Genomic DNA, 16,710 nt, shown 5'->3' with positions numbered 1-16,710 from the left:
CTCGACCAGTTGCTGGTGCAGCGCGGCCATGCGGCCTCGCGCGAGCGGGCCCGTGCGCTGATTCTCGCGGGGCATGTGGTGCTGCCCGGCACGACCGCCGCGCCCAAGCCCGGACACCTCGTGCGTGAGGACGCCGACGTGCAGGTGCGGCAGGCCGATCACCCGTACGTGGGGCGCGGCGCCTTGAAGCTGGTGCACGCGCTCGACACGTTCGGGATCGCCGTCGACGGCCGCGAGGCCCTCGACATCGGCGCCTCCACAGGCGGCTTCACCGACGTCCTCCTGCGCCGCGGCGCGTCGCACGTGGTGGCGCTCGACGTCGGGCACAACCAGATGGACTGGCGGCTGCGGTCCGATCCGCGCGTCACGTGCCTCGAACGAGTGAACGCCCGCCATCTCGTGCCGGCCGACCTGCCCGAGCCACATCGAACCTTCGACATCGTGACCGCCGACGTCTCGTTCATCTCCCTGCGGTACATTCTCCCCGTCGTCCCGCCGCTGTTGCGGCCGGGCGCCGACATCGTCACGCTGGTCAAGCCGCAGTTCGAGGCGGGCCGCGACGAGGTCGGCAAGCACGGCGTCGTCCGCGACGAGTCCGTGCGGGCGCGGGTGCTCGCGGAAGTGGTGGCCGCCGCGGCGGCCCTGGGGCTGGACGTGCAGGCGCACGCGGCCTCGCCCATCGAGGGCATGGAAGGCAATCGCGAGTGGCTCGCCCACTTCAGGAGTCGTGCATGAGCGCCCCCGTGAGTCGTGTCGGTCTCGTGGCCAAGCCAGGACTGACCGAGGCCGCCGAACTGCTGCACGAACTGGGCACCTGGCTGCACCAGCGGGGCATCACGCCGTGTTACGAGCGGGCGACGGCGGCCCTTTCGCATCACACCTTGCCCGGCGATCGCTGCGACGCCGAGCATCTCGGCCGCGACGAGCAGTTGCTCGTCGTGCTGGGCGGCGACGGCACGCTGCTCGGCACGGCCGGGCGCCTGGCCACGGGCGGCTACGACGTCCCCATCGTGGCAGTGAACTTCGGCAGCCTCGGCTTCCTCACCGAGGTGCGGGTCACCGAGGTCTACGACGCCATCGCCCAGGCCCTCGCCGGCACGGCCCACGAGGAGCGTCGGCTGATGCTCGAGGCCATCGTCGGTCGCCCCGACGGCACGCAGCTCCGCCACGTGGCGCTCAACGACGTGGTGATCACCAAGGGCGCGCTGTCGCGCATGATCGACCTGGTGGCGTCGGCCGACGGGCAGCTGATCGCGCGGTTCAAGGCCGACGGGCTGATCGTCGCCTCGCCGACGGGCTCGACCGCGTACAACCTCTCGGCGGGCGGGCCCATCGTGCATCCGGGTGTCGACGCGCTGGTGCTGACGCCCATCGCCCCGCACACGCTCACCAACCGACCGGTGATGCTGCCGGCGTCGGTCGCGATCGAGATCGTGCTCGCGGGCGACGTGCCGCGGTCACCGCGGGAAGAGACGTACGTGACCTTCGACGGCCAGACCGGCGACGCGATCGGCCCGGGCGACACGGTCTCCATCCACCGCGCGCCCTACGAACTGCGCCTGCTCAAGCCGTCGTCGCATGGCTACTTCCAGGTGTTGCGCCAGAAGCTGCGCTGGGCGGAACGCTGACGCGGCAATTCGAGATTTGACATTCGAAATTCTCGAGCGCCGGCTGCGCCGCGCGCGGCGAAGGCCGAAGGCCAAGCCGCCAGGAATTTCAAATCTCGAATTTCGAATTACCGCCGCTGTCGGAAGTACTCGACCTGCCACTTCTGCACGTTGCGGTTGTGCTCGGTGAGCGTGCTCGCAAAGGCGTGCGAGCCGTCGTTGCGGCTCACGAAATAGAGGTAGTCGACCTTGGCGGGCGAGATTGTCGCCTCGATGGCAGCACGGCCGGGTGAGGCGATAGGCCCAGGAGGCAGGCCCGGGTAGCGGTACGTGTTGTAGGGCGAGTCGAACATCAGGTCGCCCTTGCGGATGTTGCCGTTCCACCTGCCGGCGCGCTTGAGGGCGTAGATGACCGTCGGATCGGCCTGCATGGGCATCCCGATGCGGAGACGGTTGCGGTAGACCGCGGCCACGAGCGGGCGCTCATCGGCGCGCGCGGTTTCCTTCTCGACGAGCGCGGCGATGGCCATCACCTGGCGGACCGTGAGACCGGTGGCGCTCGCCTTGCGGCGGAGGTCCTCGTCGAACACGGTCGTGAAGCGCTTCACCATGCGGGCCACCAGGGCTTTGGCGGCAATCGTGCGCGGCAGGCTGTACGTGTCGGGGAAGAGGTAGCCCTCGAGCGTGTCGGCCTTCGGATCCAGGTGGGTGATTGGCGAGGGATCGCGCGCGGCCTCCACGAAGGCGTCCGCGCTGCCGAGTCCGCTCTGGGCGAACAGCACGGCCATCTCGGCGGCCGTGAGGCCCTCGGGGAAGGTGAGGGGGATCAGGTACACGTCGCCCCGCGCCAGCCGCTCGATCACCTCAGCGGGCGTGAGGCGTCCCTCGAACCGGTACTCGCCGGCCTTGAGCGACCGCCCGCGCGCGAACGCGCGGACCGCCAGCCGGAACGTCAGCGGGTCGCGCACCACACCGGCCTCGACGAGACGGCGCCCGATGCCTGCCGTGCTCTCGCCCTGCGGGATCTCCACGAACTGCTCGCCGGCAGCGGCGGCGAAGGGGGTCGTGAGCCGCTGACGCACCCACAGGCCCGCGCCGAGGGCGGCCACCACGACCAGCAGCACCACGACCAGCAGAAAACGCTTCACGCGAGGGGAGTCCTTTGCCTGGAGTCGAGATATTCCTGGAGCAGCACGGCCGCGGCGGCCGCGTCGATCTGCGCCTTGCGCTTGCGCCAGTCGCGTTCACGCGTGGCGAGCAGGGCCTCGGCCTCCACGCTCGTCAGGCGCTCGTCCAGTCCGACGACGGGCACGGCGATCTTCCGGGACAGCCGCACCACGAAGTCGAGCGCGGCCGGGGTGAAGTCGGTGGGGCTGCCGTCGAGCCGCCTCGGGACGCCCACGACCACGGCGGCCAACGGCTCGTCGTCGGCCTGGGCGCGCGCGATCACGTCGAGCAGGGCCGTCCACTGCGCCTTCAGCGACGGCCCTTGCACGACCTCGAGGGGCCGCGCCAGCGTGCCCGACGCATCGCTGATCGCGACGCCGGTTCGCCGGACACCGAGATCGAAGGCCAGCACGCGCACCCAGAAAGGGTAGCAGGGGGAATGCTGCGATGCTGCGATGCCGGGAACCCGCGCTAAGCTGCAGCGGTGCTGACCCTCGCGCTGCTCGTCGGCCTGCTGGCCGGGCAGTTGGCCACGCTACAGCAACCGTCCCCGGCCGCCCCGCCGGGCGAGCCGGCGCAGCCGTCGCCGCTGGTGGCTGCGGCCGACGCGGCCAAGGCGCAACAGGCCACGCGCGAACGCATCGCGGCGCTGACGCGCGAGGCCGAGGTGCTGAAGCGGCAGTCGGCGTCGGTGCTCGACGAACTCCGCAAGCTCGAGGTGGAACGCAACCTCCAACTCGCGCGCGAGGCGCAGGCCCGGCAGGCCCTGGCCGTGCTCGGGGGCGAGCTGGCGGCCCTCACCAGCCGGCAAGGCGAATTGCAGGACACGCTCGACCGCGAGCGCCCGGCCGTGGCCGCGCGGCTTCGCCGGCTGCAGCGGCTGGGGCGTGTCGGGTACGCGCGCATCGCCTGGAACGCCGAAAGTGCCCAGGCGGTCGGGCGCGCCGCCCGCCTCATGACGTACCTGGCTCACGACGACGGGCGCCGTCTGGCGGCGTATCGGCAGACCTCCGACGACCTGGCACGCACGCAGGCCCAGGTGGCGGCACGCGAGCGGGACGCCCGCGCGCTGCAGGCCGAGGCGCGCACCCGCCGGCAGGCGGCCGAGGCCGCCGCGATCCGCAAGCAGGACCTGCTGGCCTCCCTGCAGTTGGAAGCCGGCGAGCGCGAACGCTGGGTGGCCGAGCTGGTGGCCGCGCGCGTCCGGCTCGACGCGACCATGAACGCCAGCACGCCCGTCGCGCCATCGCCGGTCGTGTCGCGCGTGCCGCTGGCCACCCGACGTCGGCAGTTGCCCTGGCCCGTCGCCGGAGAGGTGGCCAGCCGCTTCGGACGGCAGCGCGACCCCCGCTTCGGCACCACCACGGTGAGCAACGGCATCACGATCGCGGCCGACGCCGGCACCGCCGTGCGGGCGGTGCATCCCGGCACGGTCGTGTTCGCAGGCACCTTCACCGGCTTCGGCCAGCTCGTCATCGTCGACCACGGCCAGCACGCGTACTCGCTCTACGGCTACCTCTCGCTCGTGGGCGTCCAACGGGGAGCGACCGTCGAGGCCGGCACCGTGGTCGGGCAGGTGGGCGATGCCCCGGACGGGCGCGGCGGGCTCTACCTGGAGGTCCGCATCGACGGACGTCCGGTGAATCCCCTAGAATGGCTGTCACGCGCGCAGTGAGGGTCCAGGCATCTCCGGCATTCCCGGCATCGCGGCATTCCCCATGACCACCCGTACCCGTTATCTCGTGCTCGCCCTCACCACGCCGCTCGTGGTGTTCACGCTCGTGGGCGGCCTCCTGGGCCAGCAGCGCACGGCGCCTGGTGCGTATCCGCACCTGCGGGTCTTCGACGATGTCGTGTCGTTGATCTTCGGCAGCTACGTCGAGGAGCCCAACGCCGGCACGGTGCTCGACGGGGCGATGCAGGGCCTGGCCGAAGGGCTCGATCCCGACAGCTCCTGGCTGGATGCGGAGCAGATCAAGCGCCTCGACGCGGCGACCGACGCGGCGACCGGCACCACCGGGCTGTCGCTCACCCGCCAGTACTACCTGCGCGTCGTGGCGGCGCGCGACGGATCGCCGGCCGCCCAGGCCGGCCTTCACACGGGCGACTACATCCGGGCCATCGACGGCGCGTCCACGCGGCACATGTCGCTTTTCCAGGGCGAGCGCCTGCTGCGCGGGACACCGGGGTCCAAGGTGACGCTCACGGTCCTCCGCGGCAGCCAGACCGACACGCACGACGTGGTGCTCACGCGCGTGGCGCCACTGCCCCTGGCGGTCGACGCGAAGGTCGCCGCGCCGGGCGTAGGACTTCTCCGGGTATCGGCCTTCGGCGAACGCACGCCACAGCAGTTGCGCGACGCCGTGGCCCGGGTGACGGCGCAGGGCGCGACGCAGGTGCTCATCGACCTCCGGCACACGGCCGAAGGCGACCCCGCGCTCGGCGCCGAGGCGGCTCGTGTGTTCGTCAAGACGGGCACACTGGCCATCCGCGAGGCGCGCAACCAGGGCCAGCAGAAGGTGGAAGCCAAGGCGGGCGATGGCGGCCTCACGCTGCCCGTGACGCTCCTCACGACCAACGGCACGTCGCAGGCCGCCGAGGTCTTCGCGGCCGCGCTGGTGGAGAACGACCGGGCGTCGATCGTCGGCGAGCGGACGCTCGGCCGCGCCGCCGCCCAGAAGCTGGTGAAGCTGCCCGACGGCAGCGGCCTGTGGCTCACCTACGCCCGCTGGCTCTCGCCCAAGGGCACGGCCATCCACGGCACGGGGCTGGTCCCGAAGGTCGCGGTCTCCGAGCCCGACGTCGAGTTCGGGACGCCGCGCCCCAGCGAAGACCCCATCCTCGACAAGGCCCTCGAGACCATCGGGGCCAAGGCCGCGCCCGCCAAGGCGGCGGCCTGACCCCGGGGGGCGCCCTCGCAGGCGCGCCGGCCCCGGGGTGTGGGCATTTCGGCGGTTGCACCGAGACGCCCGTTCGCTGTACCATGCCTGTTCGCACAAGGGCTTGTGCGAATGGCTGTAGGCGCGTAGCTCAGGGGTTAGAGCGCCTGCTTGACACGCAGGAGGTCGGCGGTTCGATTCCGCCCGTGCCTACCATTTCCAGCCACCCGCTCACCGGTTGTTGCTCCAGCCGGCCCCGGCTGTGGAGACCAGTGTTCGCGGCATGACATCTGTCGTCGTCACGCTTCCCGACGGATCCACGCGATCTGTCGCTGCCGGCACGCCCGTCCTGGACGTGGCGGCCGACGTGTCCCCGCGCCTCGCCAAGGCTGCCCTCGCGGCCAAGGTGGACGACGAGGTCGTCGACCTGTCGTTTGCGCTCAGGCAGGATGCCCGCGTCCAGATCCTCACGGCCGATGGCCCCGACGCCCTGAAGGTCTTCCGCCACAGCACGGCCCATCTCCTGGCCGCGGCGGTCACCAGGCTGTTCCCGGGCACGCAATGCGGCATCGGCCCGGTCATCGACGAGCCCCCCGGCTTCTACTACGACTTCGTGGTGGAGCGGCCGTTCGTCCCCGAGGACCTCGAGAAGATCGAGGCCGAGATGCGCCGCCTGGCCCAGGCCGACGAGGTCTTCGAGCGCCAGATGTGGGCGCGCGACGAGGCCCTGCAGTTCTTCGCCGATCGTGGTGAACCGCTCAAGGTGCAGCTGATCGAGGAGAACACGCAGGGACAATCCGAGGTCTCGGTCTACACGATCAAGGACCGCGAGACCTTCGTGGACTTCTGCCGCGGGCCGCACGTGCCCTCGACGGGCAAGCTGAAGGCCTTCAAGCTCACGACGACCTCCAGCGCCTACTGGAAGGGCGACGCGAAGAACCAGCCGATGCAACGCGTGTACGGCACGGCGTTCTTCAGCGACAAGGATCTCCAGGCGTACCTGCAGCGGCTCGAGGAAGCGAAGAAGCGCGACCACCGCAAGGTGGGCAAGGAACTCGGGCTGTTCATGTTCCACCCGTGGGCCCCGGGCGCGGCGTTCTGGCTGCACAAGGGCACGCTGCTGTACAACGGCCTGGCCGAGTACATGCGCAAGGTGCTCTACCCCGCCGGCTACGACGAGGTGAAGACCCCCATCGTCTTCAACAAGGCGCTGTGGGAGACCTCGGGGCACTGGCACCACTACCGCGACAACATGTTCGTGCTCGAGGGCGACGAGGGCGAGGACATGGCGCTCAAGGCCATGAACTGCCCCGGGCACATGCTGGTGTTCGCCAGCCAGGTGCGGTCCTACCGCGATCTGCCGATTCGCTTCCACGAGCAGACGGCCCTGCACCGCAACGAGGCGTCGGGCGTGCTCGGCGGATTGACGCGGGTGCGGCAGTTCTCGCAGGACGACGCCCACTGCTTCGTGATGCAGGAGCAGATCGGCGAGGAAGTGCAGCGGCTGCTCGGCCTGGTGCAGCAGGTCTACGGCGACCTCGGGCTGACGTTCGAGGTGAAGCTGTCGACGCGCCCGGAGCAGTACCTGGGGCAGCGCGAGACGTGGGATCACGCCGAGTCGCAGCTGACGCAGGCGCTCGAGGCGGCCGGCCAGGCGTACACGATCAACGAGGGCGACGGCGCGTTCTACGGGCCGAAGATCGACTTCGACGTCACCGACGCGATCGGCCGCAAGTGGCAGTGTGCGACGATCCAGTTGGACTACCAGTTGCCGGAGCGCTTCGACCTGAAGTACGTGGGCGCCGACAACGCCGAGCACCGGCCGGTGGTCATCCATCGGGCGATCTTCGGCAGCTTCGAGCGGTTCATCGCCCTGTTGATCGAGCACTTCGCCGGGGCGTTCCCGCTGTGGCTGGCGCCGCTGCAGGCCGTGGTGCTGCCCATCGCCGACCGCCATGCGGCCTACGCCGCCGAGGTGCAGTCGGCCCTGAAGGATGCGGGCCTGCGGGTCGGGCTTGATGACCGGCAGGAGAAGATCGGGTACAAGATTCGGGAAGCCCAGTTGCAGAAGGTGCCGTACATGCTGGTGGTCGGCGACAAGGAAGTCGCCGAGGCCACGGTGGCGGTCCGCAGCCGGCAAGGTGGGGATCTCGGGAGCCGCACGGTGGCCGCGTTCGTCGCGGACGCGGCGGCCGAGGTCGCAAGCAAGGGCCGGGAGCCGCAGCCGGTCGGGGTCTAGGGAGCGTTCCGTGGCGCCGGCCAGGGGGTCGGCCGACGGGACGCGTTCAAGGAGGTCGTTATCGCGTTCGACAATCGCATGCGGGGTCCCCGACGGGACGACAGGGTCCGGATCAACGAGCGCATCCGCGTCCGTGAAGTCCGGGTGATCGACGAGACAGGCGCGCAGTTGGGGATCATGGCACCGGCGCAGGCCGTCGCCCTGGCCCGGTCCAAGGGCCTGGACCTCGTCGAAGTCGCTGCCACGGCCGTGCCGCCGGTCTGCCGTATCACCGATTACGGCAAGTACCAGTACAACGAGCAGAAGAAGCAGCGGCAGGCCCGCAAGCACCAGAAGACCATCGAGGTGAAGGAAGTCAAGTTCCGCCCGAAGGTCGACCTGCACGATTACGACTTCAAGAAGCGCAACATCTCGCGCTTCCTGCACGAGGGCGACAAGGTCAAGGCCGTGGTGTTCTTCCGCGGTCGTGAAATCGCCCACCCGGAGATCGGACGCCGGATCCTCGAGCGCCTGATCAACGAGCTGAACGAGATCGCGGTGGCCGAGAACATCCCGCGGATGGAGGGCAACACCATGCACACCATCCTGTCGGGGCGTCCGGGCCTCAAGAAGGTCGAGAAGCCCTCGAAGCCGGAGCGCGAGCCGCGTCCGGAGTTCGTGGAGAACATCGAGGACGAGCCGGAGATGACCGACGAGGAGCTCAGGGTGGCGGCCAAGGCCGCGGCCGACGAGACCGCGGCGGCCACGGCGGCCAGCGGGGCGGCACCAGCCGCCGAGCCGGCCGAGTAGGACCGGCGGCGCCATGGCGGCGCCGCAGGACGACCGGATGCGTCGCTGGCATCCGGAGGTAGGGCCGGCTCTCCCCCTCGACGTCGCTCGGGGCGAGCGAGCCGGTCATCATGAAAGAGAAGAACGAGTCAGATCATGCCGAAACTCAAGACCCACAAGGGCGCCTCGAAGCGGTTCAAGCGCACCGCCTCTGGCAAGTTCCTGCGCGGCAGCGCGTTCAAGCGGCACATCCTGACGAGCAAGACCACCAAGCGCAAGCGCGCGCTGCGTGGCACCACGCTCGTCTCGCCCCAGGATCAGGGCCGCCTGGAGTTGATGCTGCCGTACAAGTAGGCGCAGGCAATTTGAGATTGAAAGTTTGAAATGCGAGGAACTCGCCCGGCCCATGGCCAGCGAGAATTTCGAATTTCGAATTTTGAATTTCGTTGAGCAGTCCGGGTCCCCAAGTCGGTTGAGCGCCGCCCCGAGGCTGCGGAGAGAGATATGCCGAGAGTCAAGCGTGGCACGGTGCGCCGTGCCAAGCGCGAGAAGTTGCTGACCCTTGCCAAGGGGTACTACGCCAACAAGAGCAAGCTGTACCGCTTTGCCAAGGAGGCGGTCGACCGTGCCCTCAAGAGCGCGTTCGTCGGCCGTCGCCGCAAGAAGCGCGACTTCCGCCGCCTGTGGATCGTCCGCATCAACGCGGCCGCCCGGCAGCAGGGCATCAGCTACTCGCAGTTCATCGCGGGCCTCAACCGTGCCGGCATCACCGTCGACCGGAAGATGCTGGCCGAACTGGCCGTGAACGAGCCGGCCGCCTTTGCCGCGATCGCCTCGCGCGCCAAGGACGCCCTGAAGCCGCAAACGGCGTGAAGAACACGTGCAATCTGAAGTTTGAACGGTGAAATTTCGGATTGCCCGAGGCTGCAGAGGGGGGTTCGCCGGTAGGCGCACCCCCTTTTTTTTGAATCGACCGCGCTCATGACCGACCTCTCCTCCTCCGTCGCCGCGCTGCGTGCCGAGTTCGACGCCGCCCTCGCGGCCGTCGCCACGGCAGCCGACCTGCAGGCCCTGCGCGATCGCTTCCTGGGCCGCAAGCACGGCCTGGTCACTGCCTTGTACGCCGAGATCGGCAAGGCGCCGGCCGAGCAGAAGCGCGAGATCGGCCGTCTGGCCAACGAGCTCAAGCAGGCGGTGGAGGCCGGGCTCGAGGCCCGCAAGGACACCCTCGGGGCGACGGCGACGCGCGCCGCCGGCCTCGACCTCACGCTGGCCCCGCGCCCGCTGCCGGTGGGGTCGCGCCACCCGCTCAATGCGATGCGCGAGCGCATCGAGCGCATCTTCGTGCGCATGGGGTACGAGATCCTCGACGGCCCCGAGACCGAGGACGACTGGCACTGCTTCGAGGCGCTGAACATGCCCGCGGAGCACCCGGCCCGCGACGCGCAGGACACGCTCTACCTCGAGCAGCCGTTCGTGCAGGGCACGCGCGCCACCGGCGAGCCCGGGGCCGGCGTGACGCTGCGCCCGGCCACGCTGCTGCGCACGCACACGTCGGCGATGCAGATCCGGTACATGGAGCAGCACGCGCCGCCCATCCGCATCATCGCGCCCGGCCGCGTGTACCGCCGAGACAACCTCGACCTGACGCACACGCCGATGTTCCAGCAGGTCGAGGCGCTCGTCGTCGGCGAGCAGGTGACGATGGCCGACCTGAAGGGCACGTTGCTCGGCTTCGCGCGCGAGTTCTTCGACCCGAAGACGCCGATCATGTTCAAGCCCTCGTTCTTCCCGTACACCGAGCCGAGCGCCGAGGTGTTCGTCGGCTGCCAGTCGTGCTTCGGCCCGGGCTGCTCGATGTGCAAGCGCACCGGCTGGATCGAGATCGGCGGCAGCGGCATGGTCCACCCGTCGGTGTTCGAGGCCGTCGGCATCGACCCGGAGCGCTACACCGGCTTCGCGTTCGGCATGGGCATCGAGCGCCTCGCGCTGCTCGCCCATCGCGTGGACGACATCCGCGCGTTCTACGAAAACGACCTCCGCTTCCTGGAGCAGTTCGCGTCGTGAGAATCCTCGTCTCGTGGTTGAAGGAGTACGTCGACGTCCCCGTCGCGATCGACCAACTCGCGAAGGACCTCACCATGCGCGGCTTCGAGGTCGCGTCGGTGGACCCGGTCGAGGGGCGCGCCGATGATGCGGTGATCGACTTCGAGATCACGGCCAACCGGCCTGATTGCCTCAGCGTCATCGGGATGGCCCGCGAGGTCGCCGTGAAGTACGGCGTGCCGCTCCGCCACCCGATGCCGGCGGTGGGCGGCACAGGGACGGCCGTCGCCACTGGGAAGTCGGCACTACCCGACGCCGATCCAGGTACCCGGAACCCGGAGCCCGGACTGCTGCGCGTGACGGTCGCGCACCCGGACCTCTGCCCCGTCTACTCCGCGGCCGTGATGGACGTGACCGTCGGTCCGTCGCCGGCGTGGCTGGCCGAGCGGCTCACGCTCAGCGGCGTCCGCTCCATCAACAACATCGTCGACGTCACCAACTACGTGCTGCTGGAGCTGAACCAGCCGCTGCACGCGTTCGACCTGACGACCATCGCGGGCGCGCACATCGACGTGCGCACGGCGACGGCTGGGGAGCGCATCACCACGCTCGACGGTATCGAGCGCACGCTGGCCGACGACATGCTCGTGATCGCCGACGACGCCGGCGCGCAGGCGGTGGCGGGCGTGATGGGCGGCGGGGCCACCGAGATCGGCGCGACGACGACCACCATCGCGCTCGAGAGCGCGTACTTCGAGCCGGCGCAGGTGCGCCGCACCCGTCGTCGGCTGAACCTGTCGACCGAGGCGTCGTACCGGTTCGAGCGCGGCGTGGATCCGTCGATGCCCGTGCGTGCGTTGCGCCGCGCCGTGCAGTTGATCGAGCAGATCGGCGCCGGGCGCGCCCGCAGCGGCGAGATCGTCGTCGGCGAGCCGACGCCGGCGCTTCGCACGGTGGGCCTGCGATGGCCGCGCATTGCGCGCGTGCTGGGCATGGAAGTGCCGGTCGCCGACGTGCAGGAGATCCTGACCTCGCTCGGCTTCGGCCTCACCCGGGAGCACGTCGAGGCGCCCACCGAGACGGATGTCGACGAGTACGAAGGGTCGCGGTACCAGTGGCGGGTCGACGTCCCCGGCTGGCGCGGCGACGTGACACGGGAGGAAGACCTGATCGAGGAGGTCGCCCGCTGCGCCGGCTACGACCGCCTGCCGGTGACCTTCCCTGCCCTCTCGGCGCCCCCCGCGCGCACGGCGCCACGCCTCGTGCGCGATGCACGCGTGCGCGACCTGCTGGTCGGCGCGGGCTTTGCCGAGGCGGTCACCTTCACGTTCATCGAGAAGACGGCCGCGGCGCCGTTCGATCCCGCGCCCGTGGCCATCGCCAACCCGCTGTCGGAGCTGTTCGCGGTGCTGCGGCCCTCGGTGTTGCCGGGCGTGATCGACAGCCTGTCGCACAACCGTCGGCGCGAGCAGCGCGACATCCGGCTGTTCGAGGTGGGCACGCGCTTCACGAGGGCGCATGGCGAGTCGCGCAGTGTCGCCATCGGGTGGACGGGAGCGGCGACGGCCGAGCACTGGAGCGGCAGCGGCCGCGCCGTCGACCTGTACGACATGATCGGTGTGCTGCAGCGCCTGGCCGACGTGCTGCGCGTGCGGATCGACGTCTCGCCGGGCGAGCACGCGGCGTTGCTCCCGGGACGCGCGGCCACGCTGACGGCCGTCGGCACCGATGGCGTCCGCGCGGAGGTGGGCTGGGTGGGCCAGCTGTCGCCGTCGCTGGCCGAGGCGCGCGGCCTTCCTGCGGTCGACCCGGTCATCGTGGCCGAGCTGGATCTCGATCTCGCCGCCCCGCAGTGGGAGGCCGATCGGCAGGCGGTGATGCAACCGCTGCCGCGTCACCCCTCGGTGGTGCGCGACCTGTCGATCGTGGTGCCGGCTGACTTGCCGGCTGCCAGGGTTCGTGGCACGATTCAGGCATCTGCTCCCGCCACACTGGTGGGAGTCCGCGAATTCGATCGTTACCAGGGCAAGTCGCTGCCGGAGGGCAAGGTGAGCCTGTCACTGAGGCTGACCTTCCGCGAGGCCGAGCGCACGCTGACGGATGCCGAGGTGCAGCACGCCACCGACGCGATCCTCGCGGCGCTGGCGGCCGAGCACGGCGCCACCCTGCGCTAATCGACCTGCCGCGAGGCGGGTCAGGGAGTCTGCACCATGAGCACTACCACCACGGCCGATCTCGGGGTCGTCGAGCGCCTCGACGAGAAGATCCGCCAACTGATCTCGCTCGTCGAGAAGAGCCGGGCGGAGTCGGCCAAGCTGCGCACCGAGAACGACCGTCTCGGCAAGGAAGTGGACGCGCTCCAGGCGCAACTCACCGACGCCGCGGGCGTGGCCACCGAACTGCAGGCCATGCGCGAGGAACGCGACCAGGTGCGCACGCGCGTCGCCGACATGCTGGCGCAGCTCGACGCCCTGCAGATGTGATGTGCCGGTGAACGCGCGCCATCCCGTGGACGACGAGACGCCGCTCGGCGAGCAGGCCACCCCGAACCACGTGGTGGTGGTGGACATCCAGGGCCTGCGCTATCCGATCCGCAGCGCGCTGGACCCGGCGTACGTCCACAAGCTCGCCCGCTACGTCGACCGCACGATGGACGCGGCGTCCTCGGCGGTGCCCATCGGCGAGTCCACGAAGCTGGCGGTGCTGGCGGCGCTCAACATCGCCGACGAGGCGCTCCGGAGCCGCGACAACGAGTCGCGCGTGGCGTCGGCGCTGGTCGAGAAGGCCGAGGAGCTCGAGCGCCTGATCGACGCCGTGCTTGCCAAGCACAGCTCCTGAAGCTGGCCATTTGAAATTGGGCATTTGAAATTCTCGAGGCGCGCGCCTTCAGCCTCGCGCCTCGGACTGTCGCTGGCGAGCGACGGCCGCCAGGCCGAGCCGCCGGGAATTTCGAATGCCAAATCTCCAATTGCCAGCGTGCTACACTCACCCTTGCCTGCGTTGTGCGTGATGGGTAGAGGATCGCTTGAGCCGATGTTCTTTACCCCAAGCGAATCACGACGGCCGCGTGGTGTGCATGCCTCCGCAGAGAGGAAGCCTGAAGCGCAGCCTTTACAGTGGTTCCACCTGCTTCTGCAGGTTCAACGACCTCCCCACACGGCAACGCGGGGTTTTCTCTAGGCGGCCTCTCTCCTCGTCCCGCCCACGCCCGCCGGCCCGTCCGGGCGGTCGGGACCGATGCCCCCACTCGGGCCCACCCTGCCCACCGGCACGCCAGCAGTCCGGGCTTGCCATGGTGCCGGGGTTCGGGCCACAGTCGTGCGACTCATGGGCCAGTGGACCACTCTCGAACTGCTTGGACTCGCGCTCGACGCCGTGGCGGCCGTTGCCGTCATGGTGTGGGTCGTGTGGGCCCGCAAGCGCCTGAAGGCCGACACCGAACACGCGCGTGAGCAGGCCTCCCAGATCGTGGCAGGCGCCGAGCGCGATGCCGAGGCCCGGCGCAAGGAAGCCGAGCTGGCCGGCAAGGAGCGCGCCCATGCCGTGCTGCTCGACGCCGAGCGCGCCGCGCGCGACCTCCACGACGGCGCCCGCGCCGCTGAACAGCACGCGGCCGATCAGCTGCGTCTTGCCACCGAACGCACGGCAGCCCTCCTCCAGCGCGAGCAGGACCTGAGCCGCCGGCTTGACGACGTGCAGCAGCGCCAGGTGTCGCTGGTCACCGCCGAACAGGAGGTGCAGGCGCGGCTCACGCAGGCCGAGACGCGGCGCGTCGAGGTGATGCAGGAGTTGCAGCGTGTCTCCGCGCTCACCGCCGACGAGGCCCGGGCGGAACTGATCCGGCACGTGGAGCACGATGCCCGCCGCGACGCGGCGCACCTCGTGAAGCGCCTCGAGGCCGAGGCGCGCGAGCAGGCCGCTGCGCGGGCTCGACAGATCATCACCGAGGCGATCCAGCGCAGTGCCGCCGAGCACGCCATCGAGACCACCGTGTCGGTGGTCGACCTGCCGAGCGACGACATGAAGGGGCGGATCATCGGCCGCGAGGGCCGCAACATCCGCGCCCTCGAGCAGGCCACGGGCGTCGAGCTGATCGTCGACGACACGCCGGGCGCCATCATCCTGTCGAGCTTCGACCCGTACCGCCGCGAGGTCGCGCGCCAGTCGATCGAGAGGCTGATCGCCGATGGCCGCATCCACCCGGCGCGCATCGAAGAGGTGGTCGAGAAGGTCCGCAGCGAACTCGAGGACGCGGTGCGGCGCGACGGCGAGTCGGCCGCCTTCGAACTCGGCCTGCACGACGTGCACCCTGAGCTGCTGCGCCTGATGGGTCGGCTGAAGTTCCGCACCAGCTACGGGCAGAACGTCCTGAACCACAGCAAGGAGGTCGCGTTCCTCGCCGGCGTGATGGCGCGCGAACTCGGCCTCGACGCCCAGGTGAGCGTGCGCGCCGCCTTCCTGCACGACGTCGGCAAGGCCGTCGATCGCGACATGGAAGGCACCCACCTCGAGATCGGCCTCGACCTGCTGCGCAAGCACGGCGAGCGTCCACCGGTGATCGACGCCGTCGCCGCCCACCACATGGACATCGACTGGCCGTCGCTGGAGGCGATGATCGTGCAGGCGGCCGACGCCATCTCCGCGGCCCGCCCTGGCGCGCGCCGCGACATCCTCGAGTCGTACGTCAAGCGCCTCGCCAAGCTCGAGGACATCGCCTCGAGCTTCAAGGGCGTGGCGCGGTCCTTCGCGCTGCAGGCCGGTCGCGAGATCCGCATCATGGTGCAGAGCGAGCAGGTGTCGGACGAGGATGCCGTGTGGCTGTCCAAGGACATCGCGCGCCGCATCGAGAACGAGCTCGAGTACCCCGGGCAGATCAAGGTGACGGTCATCCGCGAGACGCGCGCGGTGGAGATCGCCCGCTGACCATGGATCGCCCCATGCCCCCGGGGTGGGACCACGCCCCGTCGGCGACGTGCGCGCAGGTGGGCGAGCACGCGCTGATCCGCTGGATCACGGCGCGCCTGGCCACGGCGCCATCCGCCGATCTGCTCGTCGACGTCGGCGACGATGCCGCCGTCGTCGTGCCTCGGCGCAACCATGTCGACGTGCTCACGACCGACGTGCTGGTCGACGGCGTGCACTTCACGCGCGCCTTCAGCGACGCGCGCGACGTCGGGCACCGCGCCCTGCACGTGAACCTCAGCGACGTCGCGGCCATGGGGGCAGAGCCACGCTGGGCGCTGCTGTCGCTCGGCCTGCCGCCAGACCTCGAGGCGCGCTGGGTGGCCGAGTTGATCGATGGGCTGGTCGACGCCGCCACTGCGCTGCGCGTGCGGTTGATCGGCGGCAACATCTCCCGCTCGCCCGTGCTCTTCGCCGACGTGACCGTGAGTGGCGCAGCCAAGCCGAGACACGTGCTGCGCCGCAGTGGCGCGCGGGTCGGCGACGAACTCTACGTGAGCGGCGAGGTAGGCGCGGCGGCTGCGGGACTGGCATGGCTGCAGTGGCAGGCGACCGCCGGCGATGCCGCGGCGGGATCGATGCACGACGACACGATCGCCGCCGCCGTGACCCGCTTCCGTCGCCCCGAGGCGCGCGTCGCCCTCGGTATCCAGGTCGGCCGCAACAAGGCCGCGTCGGCCTGCATGGATACCAGCGATGGGCTGGCCGATGCCTTGCGCCAGTTGGCCACCGCCAGCGGCGTCGGCATGCGCATCGAGGCCGGGGCCCTGCCCCGCGCCGCCGGCCTGGCCAGCGTTGCTGCCGCGACCGGGGCCGACGCCGAGACGCTCGCCTGGTCCGGGGGTGAGGACTACGAGCTGCTCTTCGCGGTGCCACGGCGCAGCCGGCGACGCTTCGCACACGCGACGACCCGCAAGGGACTGCCTCCGGTGACGCGGATTGGCGTCTGCACCAAGGACGCCGATGTCTGTATCGTGGACCAGGAAGGCCGCGTGCAGCCGGTACCCGGGGGGTTCGAACACTTCGGAGGGCGGGGCTAGTG

General features: G+C 70.3%; 16 protein-coding genes, 1 tRNA gene and 1 other RNA gene. 16 read left to right on the top strand and 2 right to left on the bottom strand.

Annotation, left to right across the window (positions count from 1 at the left end):
• Positions 1-735: TlyA family RNA methyltransferase (locus ACIRDX_RS08630; RefSeq protein ID WP_396625008.1), on the top strand; the 735-nt coding region annotated here is incomplete at its 5' end.
• Entirely contained in the window at positions 732-1,628 is an 897-nt protein-coding gene (locus ACIRDX_RS08625; RefSeq protein ID WP_396625007.1) for an NAD(+)/NADH kinase, read from the top strand. The genes ACIRDX_RS08630 and ACIRDX_RS08625, both read left to right, overlap by 4 nt.
• A gap of 107 nt (positions 1,629-1,735) precedes the next feature.
• On the opposite strand, the gene mltG is transcribed toward ACIRDX_RS08625, so the two are convergent.
• Together mltG and ruvX are read right to left on the bottom strand one after the other, a co-directional pair.
• Positions 1,736-2,755, bottom strand: a complete 1,020-nt coding sequence (gene mltG / locus ACIRDX_RS08620) for an endolytic transglycosylase MltG (RefSeq protein ID WP_396625006.1) — start codon at positions 2,753-2,755, stop codon at positions 1,736-1,738.
• Positions 2,752-3,192: a Holliday junction resolvase RuvX gene (gene ruvX, locus ACIRDX_RS08615; protein WP_396625005.1), complete on the bottom strand. Its 441-nt coding sequence runs from the start codon at positions 3,190-3,192 to the stop codon at positions 2,752-2,754. The genes mltG and ruvX overlap by 4 nt, the downstream gene beginning before the upstream one ends.
• A 66-nt stretch (positions 3,193-3,258) precedes the next feature.
• Here ruvX and ACIRDX_RS08610 point away from each other — a divergent pair, with 66 nt between their 5' ends.
• The 14 genes from ACIRDX_RS08610 to thiL all read left to right on the top strand — a co-directional run bounded on the left by ACIRDX_RS08610 (position 3,259) and on the right by thiL (position 16,708).
• Positions 3,259-4,449 carry a murein hydrolase activator EnvC family protein gene (locus ACIRDX_RS08610; protein ID WP_396625004.1) on the top strand — a complete coding sequence of 397 codons (1,191 nt, stop codon included), beginning with the start codon at positions 3,259-3,261 and terminating at the stop codon, positions 4,447-4,449.
• Between the two features lie 43 nt (positions 4,450-4,492).
• The gene (locus tag ACIRDX_RS08605; protein WP_396625003.1) at positions 4,493-5,674 is read left to right on the top strand and encodes a S41 family peptidase; all 1,182 of its coding nucleotides are present in this window, start codon (positions 4,493-4,495) and stop codon (positions 5,672-5,674) included.
• A gap of 119 nt (positions 5,675-5,793) precedes the next feature.
• Positions 5,794-5,869: transfer RNA gene (locus ACIRDX_RS08600), tRNA-Val, on the top strand.
• A 67-nt stretch (positions 5,870-5,936) separates the two neighbouring features.
• On the top strand, positions 5,937-7,892 hold the full coding sequence (thrS, locus tag ACIRDX_RS08595; protein WP_396625002.1) for a threonine--tRNA ligase: 1,956 nt from the start codon (positions 5,937-5,939) through the stop codon (positions 7,890-7,892).
• Between the two features lie 78 nt (positions 7,893-7,970).
• On the top strand, positions 7,971-8,681 hold the full coding sequence (infC, locus tag ACIRDX_RS08590) for a translation initiation factor IF-3 (protein ID WP_396625001.1): 711 nt from the start codon (positions 7,971-7,973) through the stop codon (positions 8,679-8,681).
• A 135-nt stretch (positions 8,682-8,816) separates the two neighbouring features.
• Positions 8,817-9,014 (top strand): 50S ribosomal protein L35, encoded by a 198-nt coding sequence (gene rpmI, locus ACIRDX_RS08585; protein ID WP_396625000.1) that lies wholly within the window; start codon positions 8,817-8,819, stop codon positions 9,012-9,014.
• Between the two features lie 150 nt (positions 9,015-9,164).
• Positions 9,165-9,533, top strand: coding sequence for a 50S ribosomal protein L20 (gene rplT, locus ACIRDX_RS08580; protein ID WP_396624999.1), 369 nt, complete (start codon positions 9,165-9,167; stop codon positions 9,531-9,533).
• A gap of 108 nt (positions 9,534-9,641) precedes the next feature.
• Complete coding sequence (pheS, locus tag ACIRDX_RS08575; RefSeq protein WP_396624998.1) at positions 9,642-10,727, top strand: phenylalanine--tRNA ligase subunit alpha; 1,086 nt, start codon at positions 9,642-9,644, stop codon at positions 10,725-10,727.
• Positions 10,724-12,880 carry a phenylalanine--tRNA ligase subunit beta gene (pheT, locus tag ACIRDX_RS08570; protein ID WP_396624997.1) on the top strand — a complete coding sequence of 719 codons (2,157 nt, stop codon included), beginning with the start codon at positions 10,724-10,726 and terminating at the stop codon, positions 12,878-12,880. Before pheS ends, pheT begins: the two co-directional genes overlap by 4 nt.
• A 36-nt stretch (positions 12,881-12,916) precedes the next feature.
• Positions 12,917-13,189 carry a cell division protein ZapB gene (gene zapB, locus ACIRDX_RS08565; RefSeq protein ID WP_396624996.1) on the top strand — a complete coding sequence of 91 codons (273 nt, stop codon included), beginning with the start codon at positions 12,917-12,919 and terminating at the stop codon, positions 13,187-13,189.
• 7 nt (positions 13,190-13,196) lie between these two features.
• Positions 13,197-13,544 carry a cell division protein ZapA gene (locus tag ACIRDX_RS08560; protein WP_396624995.1) on the top strand — a complete coding sequence of 116 codons (348 nt, stop codon included), beginning with the start codon at positions 13,197-13,199 and terminating at the stop codon, positions 13,542-13,544.
• Positions 13,545-13,695: 151 nt separating this feature from the next.
• Positions 13,696-13,881: non-coding RNA, 6S RNA (gene ssrS, locus ACIRDX_RS08555), on the top strand.
• A 152-nt stretch (positions 13,882-14,033) separates the two neighbouring features.
• Positions 14,034-15,629, top strand: coding sequence for a ribonuclease Y (gene rny, locus ACIRDX_RS08550; RefSeq protein WP_396625009.1), 1,596 nt, complete (start codon positions 14,034-14,036; stop codon positions 15,627-15,629).
• 2 nt (positions 15,630-15,631) lie between these two features.
• The gene (thiL, locus tag ACIRDX_RS08545) at positions 15,632-16,708 is read left to right on the top strand and encodes a thiamine-phosphate kinase (RefSeq protein WP_396624994.1); all 1,077 of its coding nucleotides are present in this window, start codon (positions 15,632-15,634) and stop codon (positions 16,706-16,708) included.
• Positions 16,709-16,710: the final 2 nt, after the last annotated feature.

The sequence above is a fragment of the Luteitalea sp. genome (assembly GCF_044337415.1).
Classification (GTDB): domain Bacteria; phylum Acidobacteriota; class Vicinamibacteria; order Vicinamibacterales; family Vicinamibacteraceae; genus Luteitalea.
Note: the sequence above shows the minus strand (reverse complement) of the source record. Positions and strands in the feature narration are given on the sequence as shown.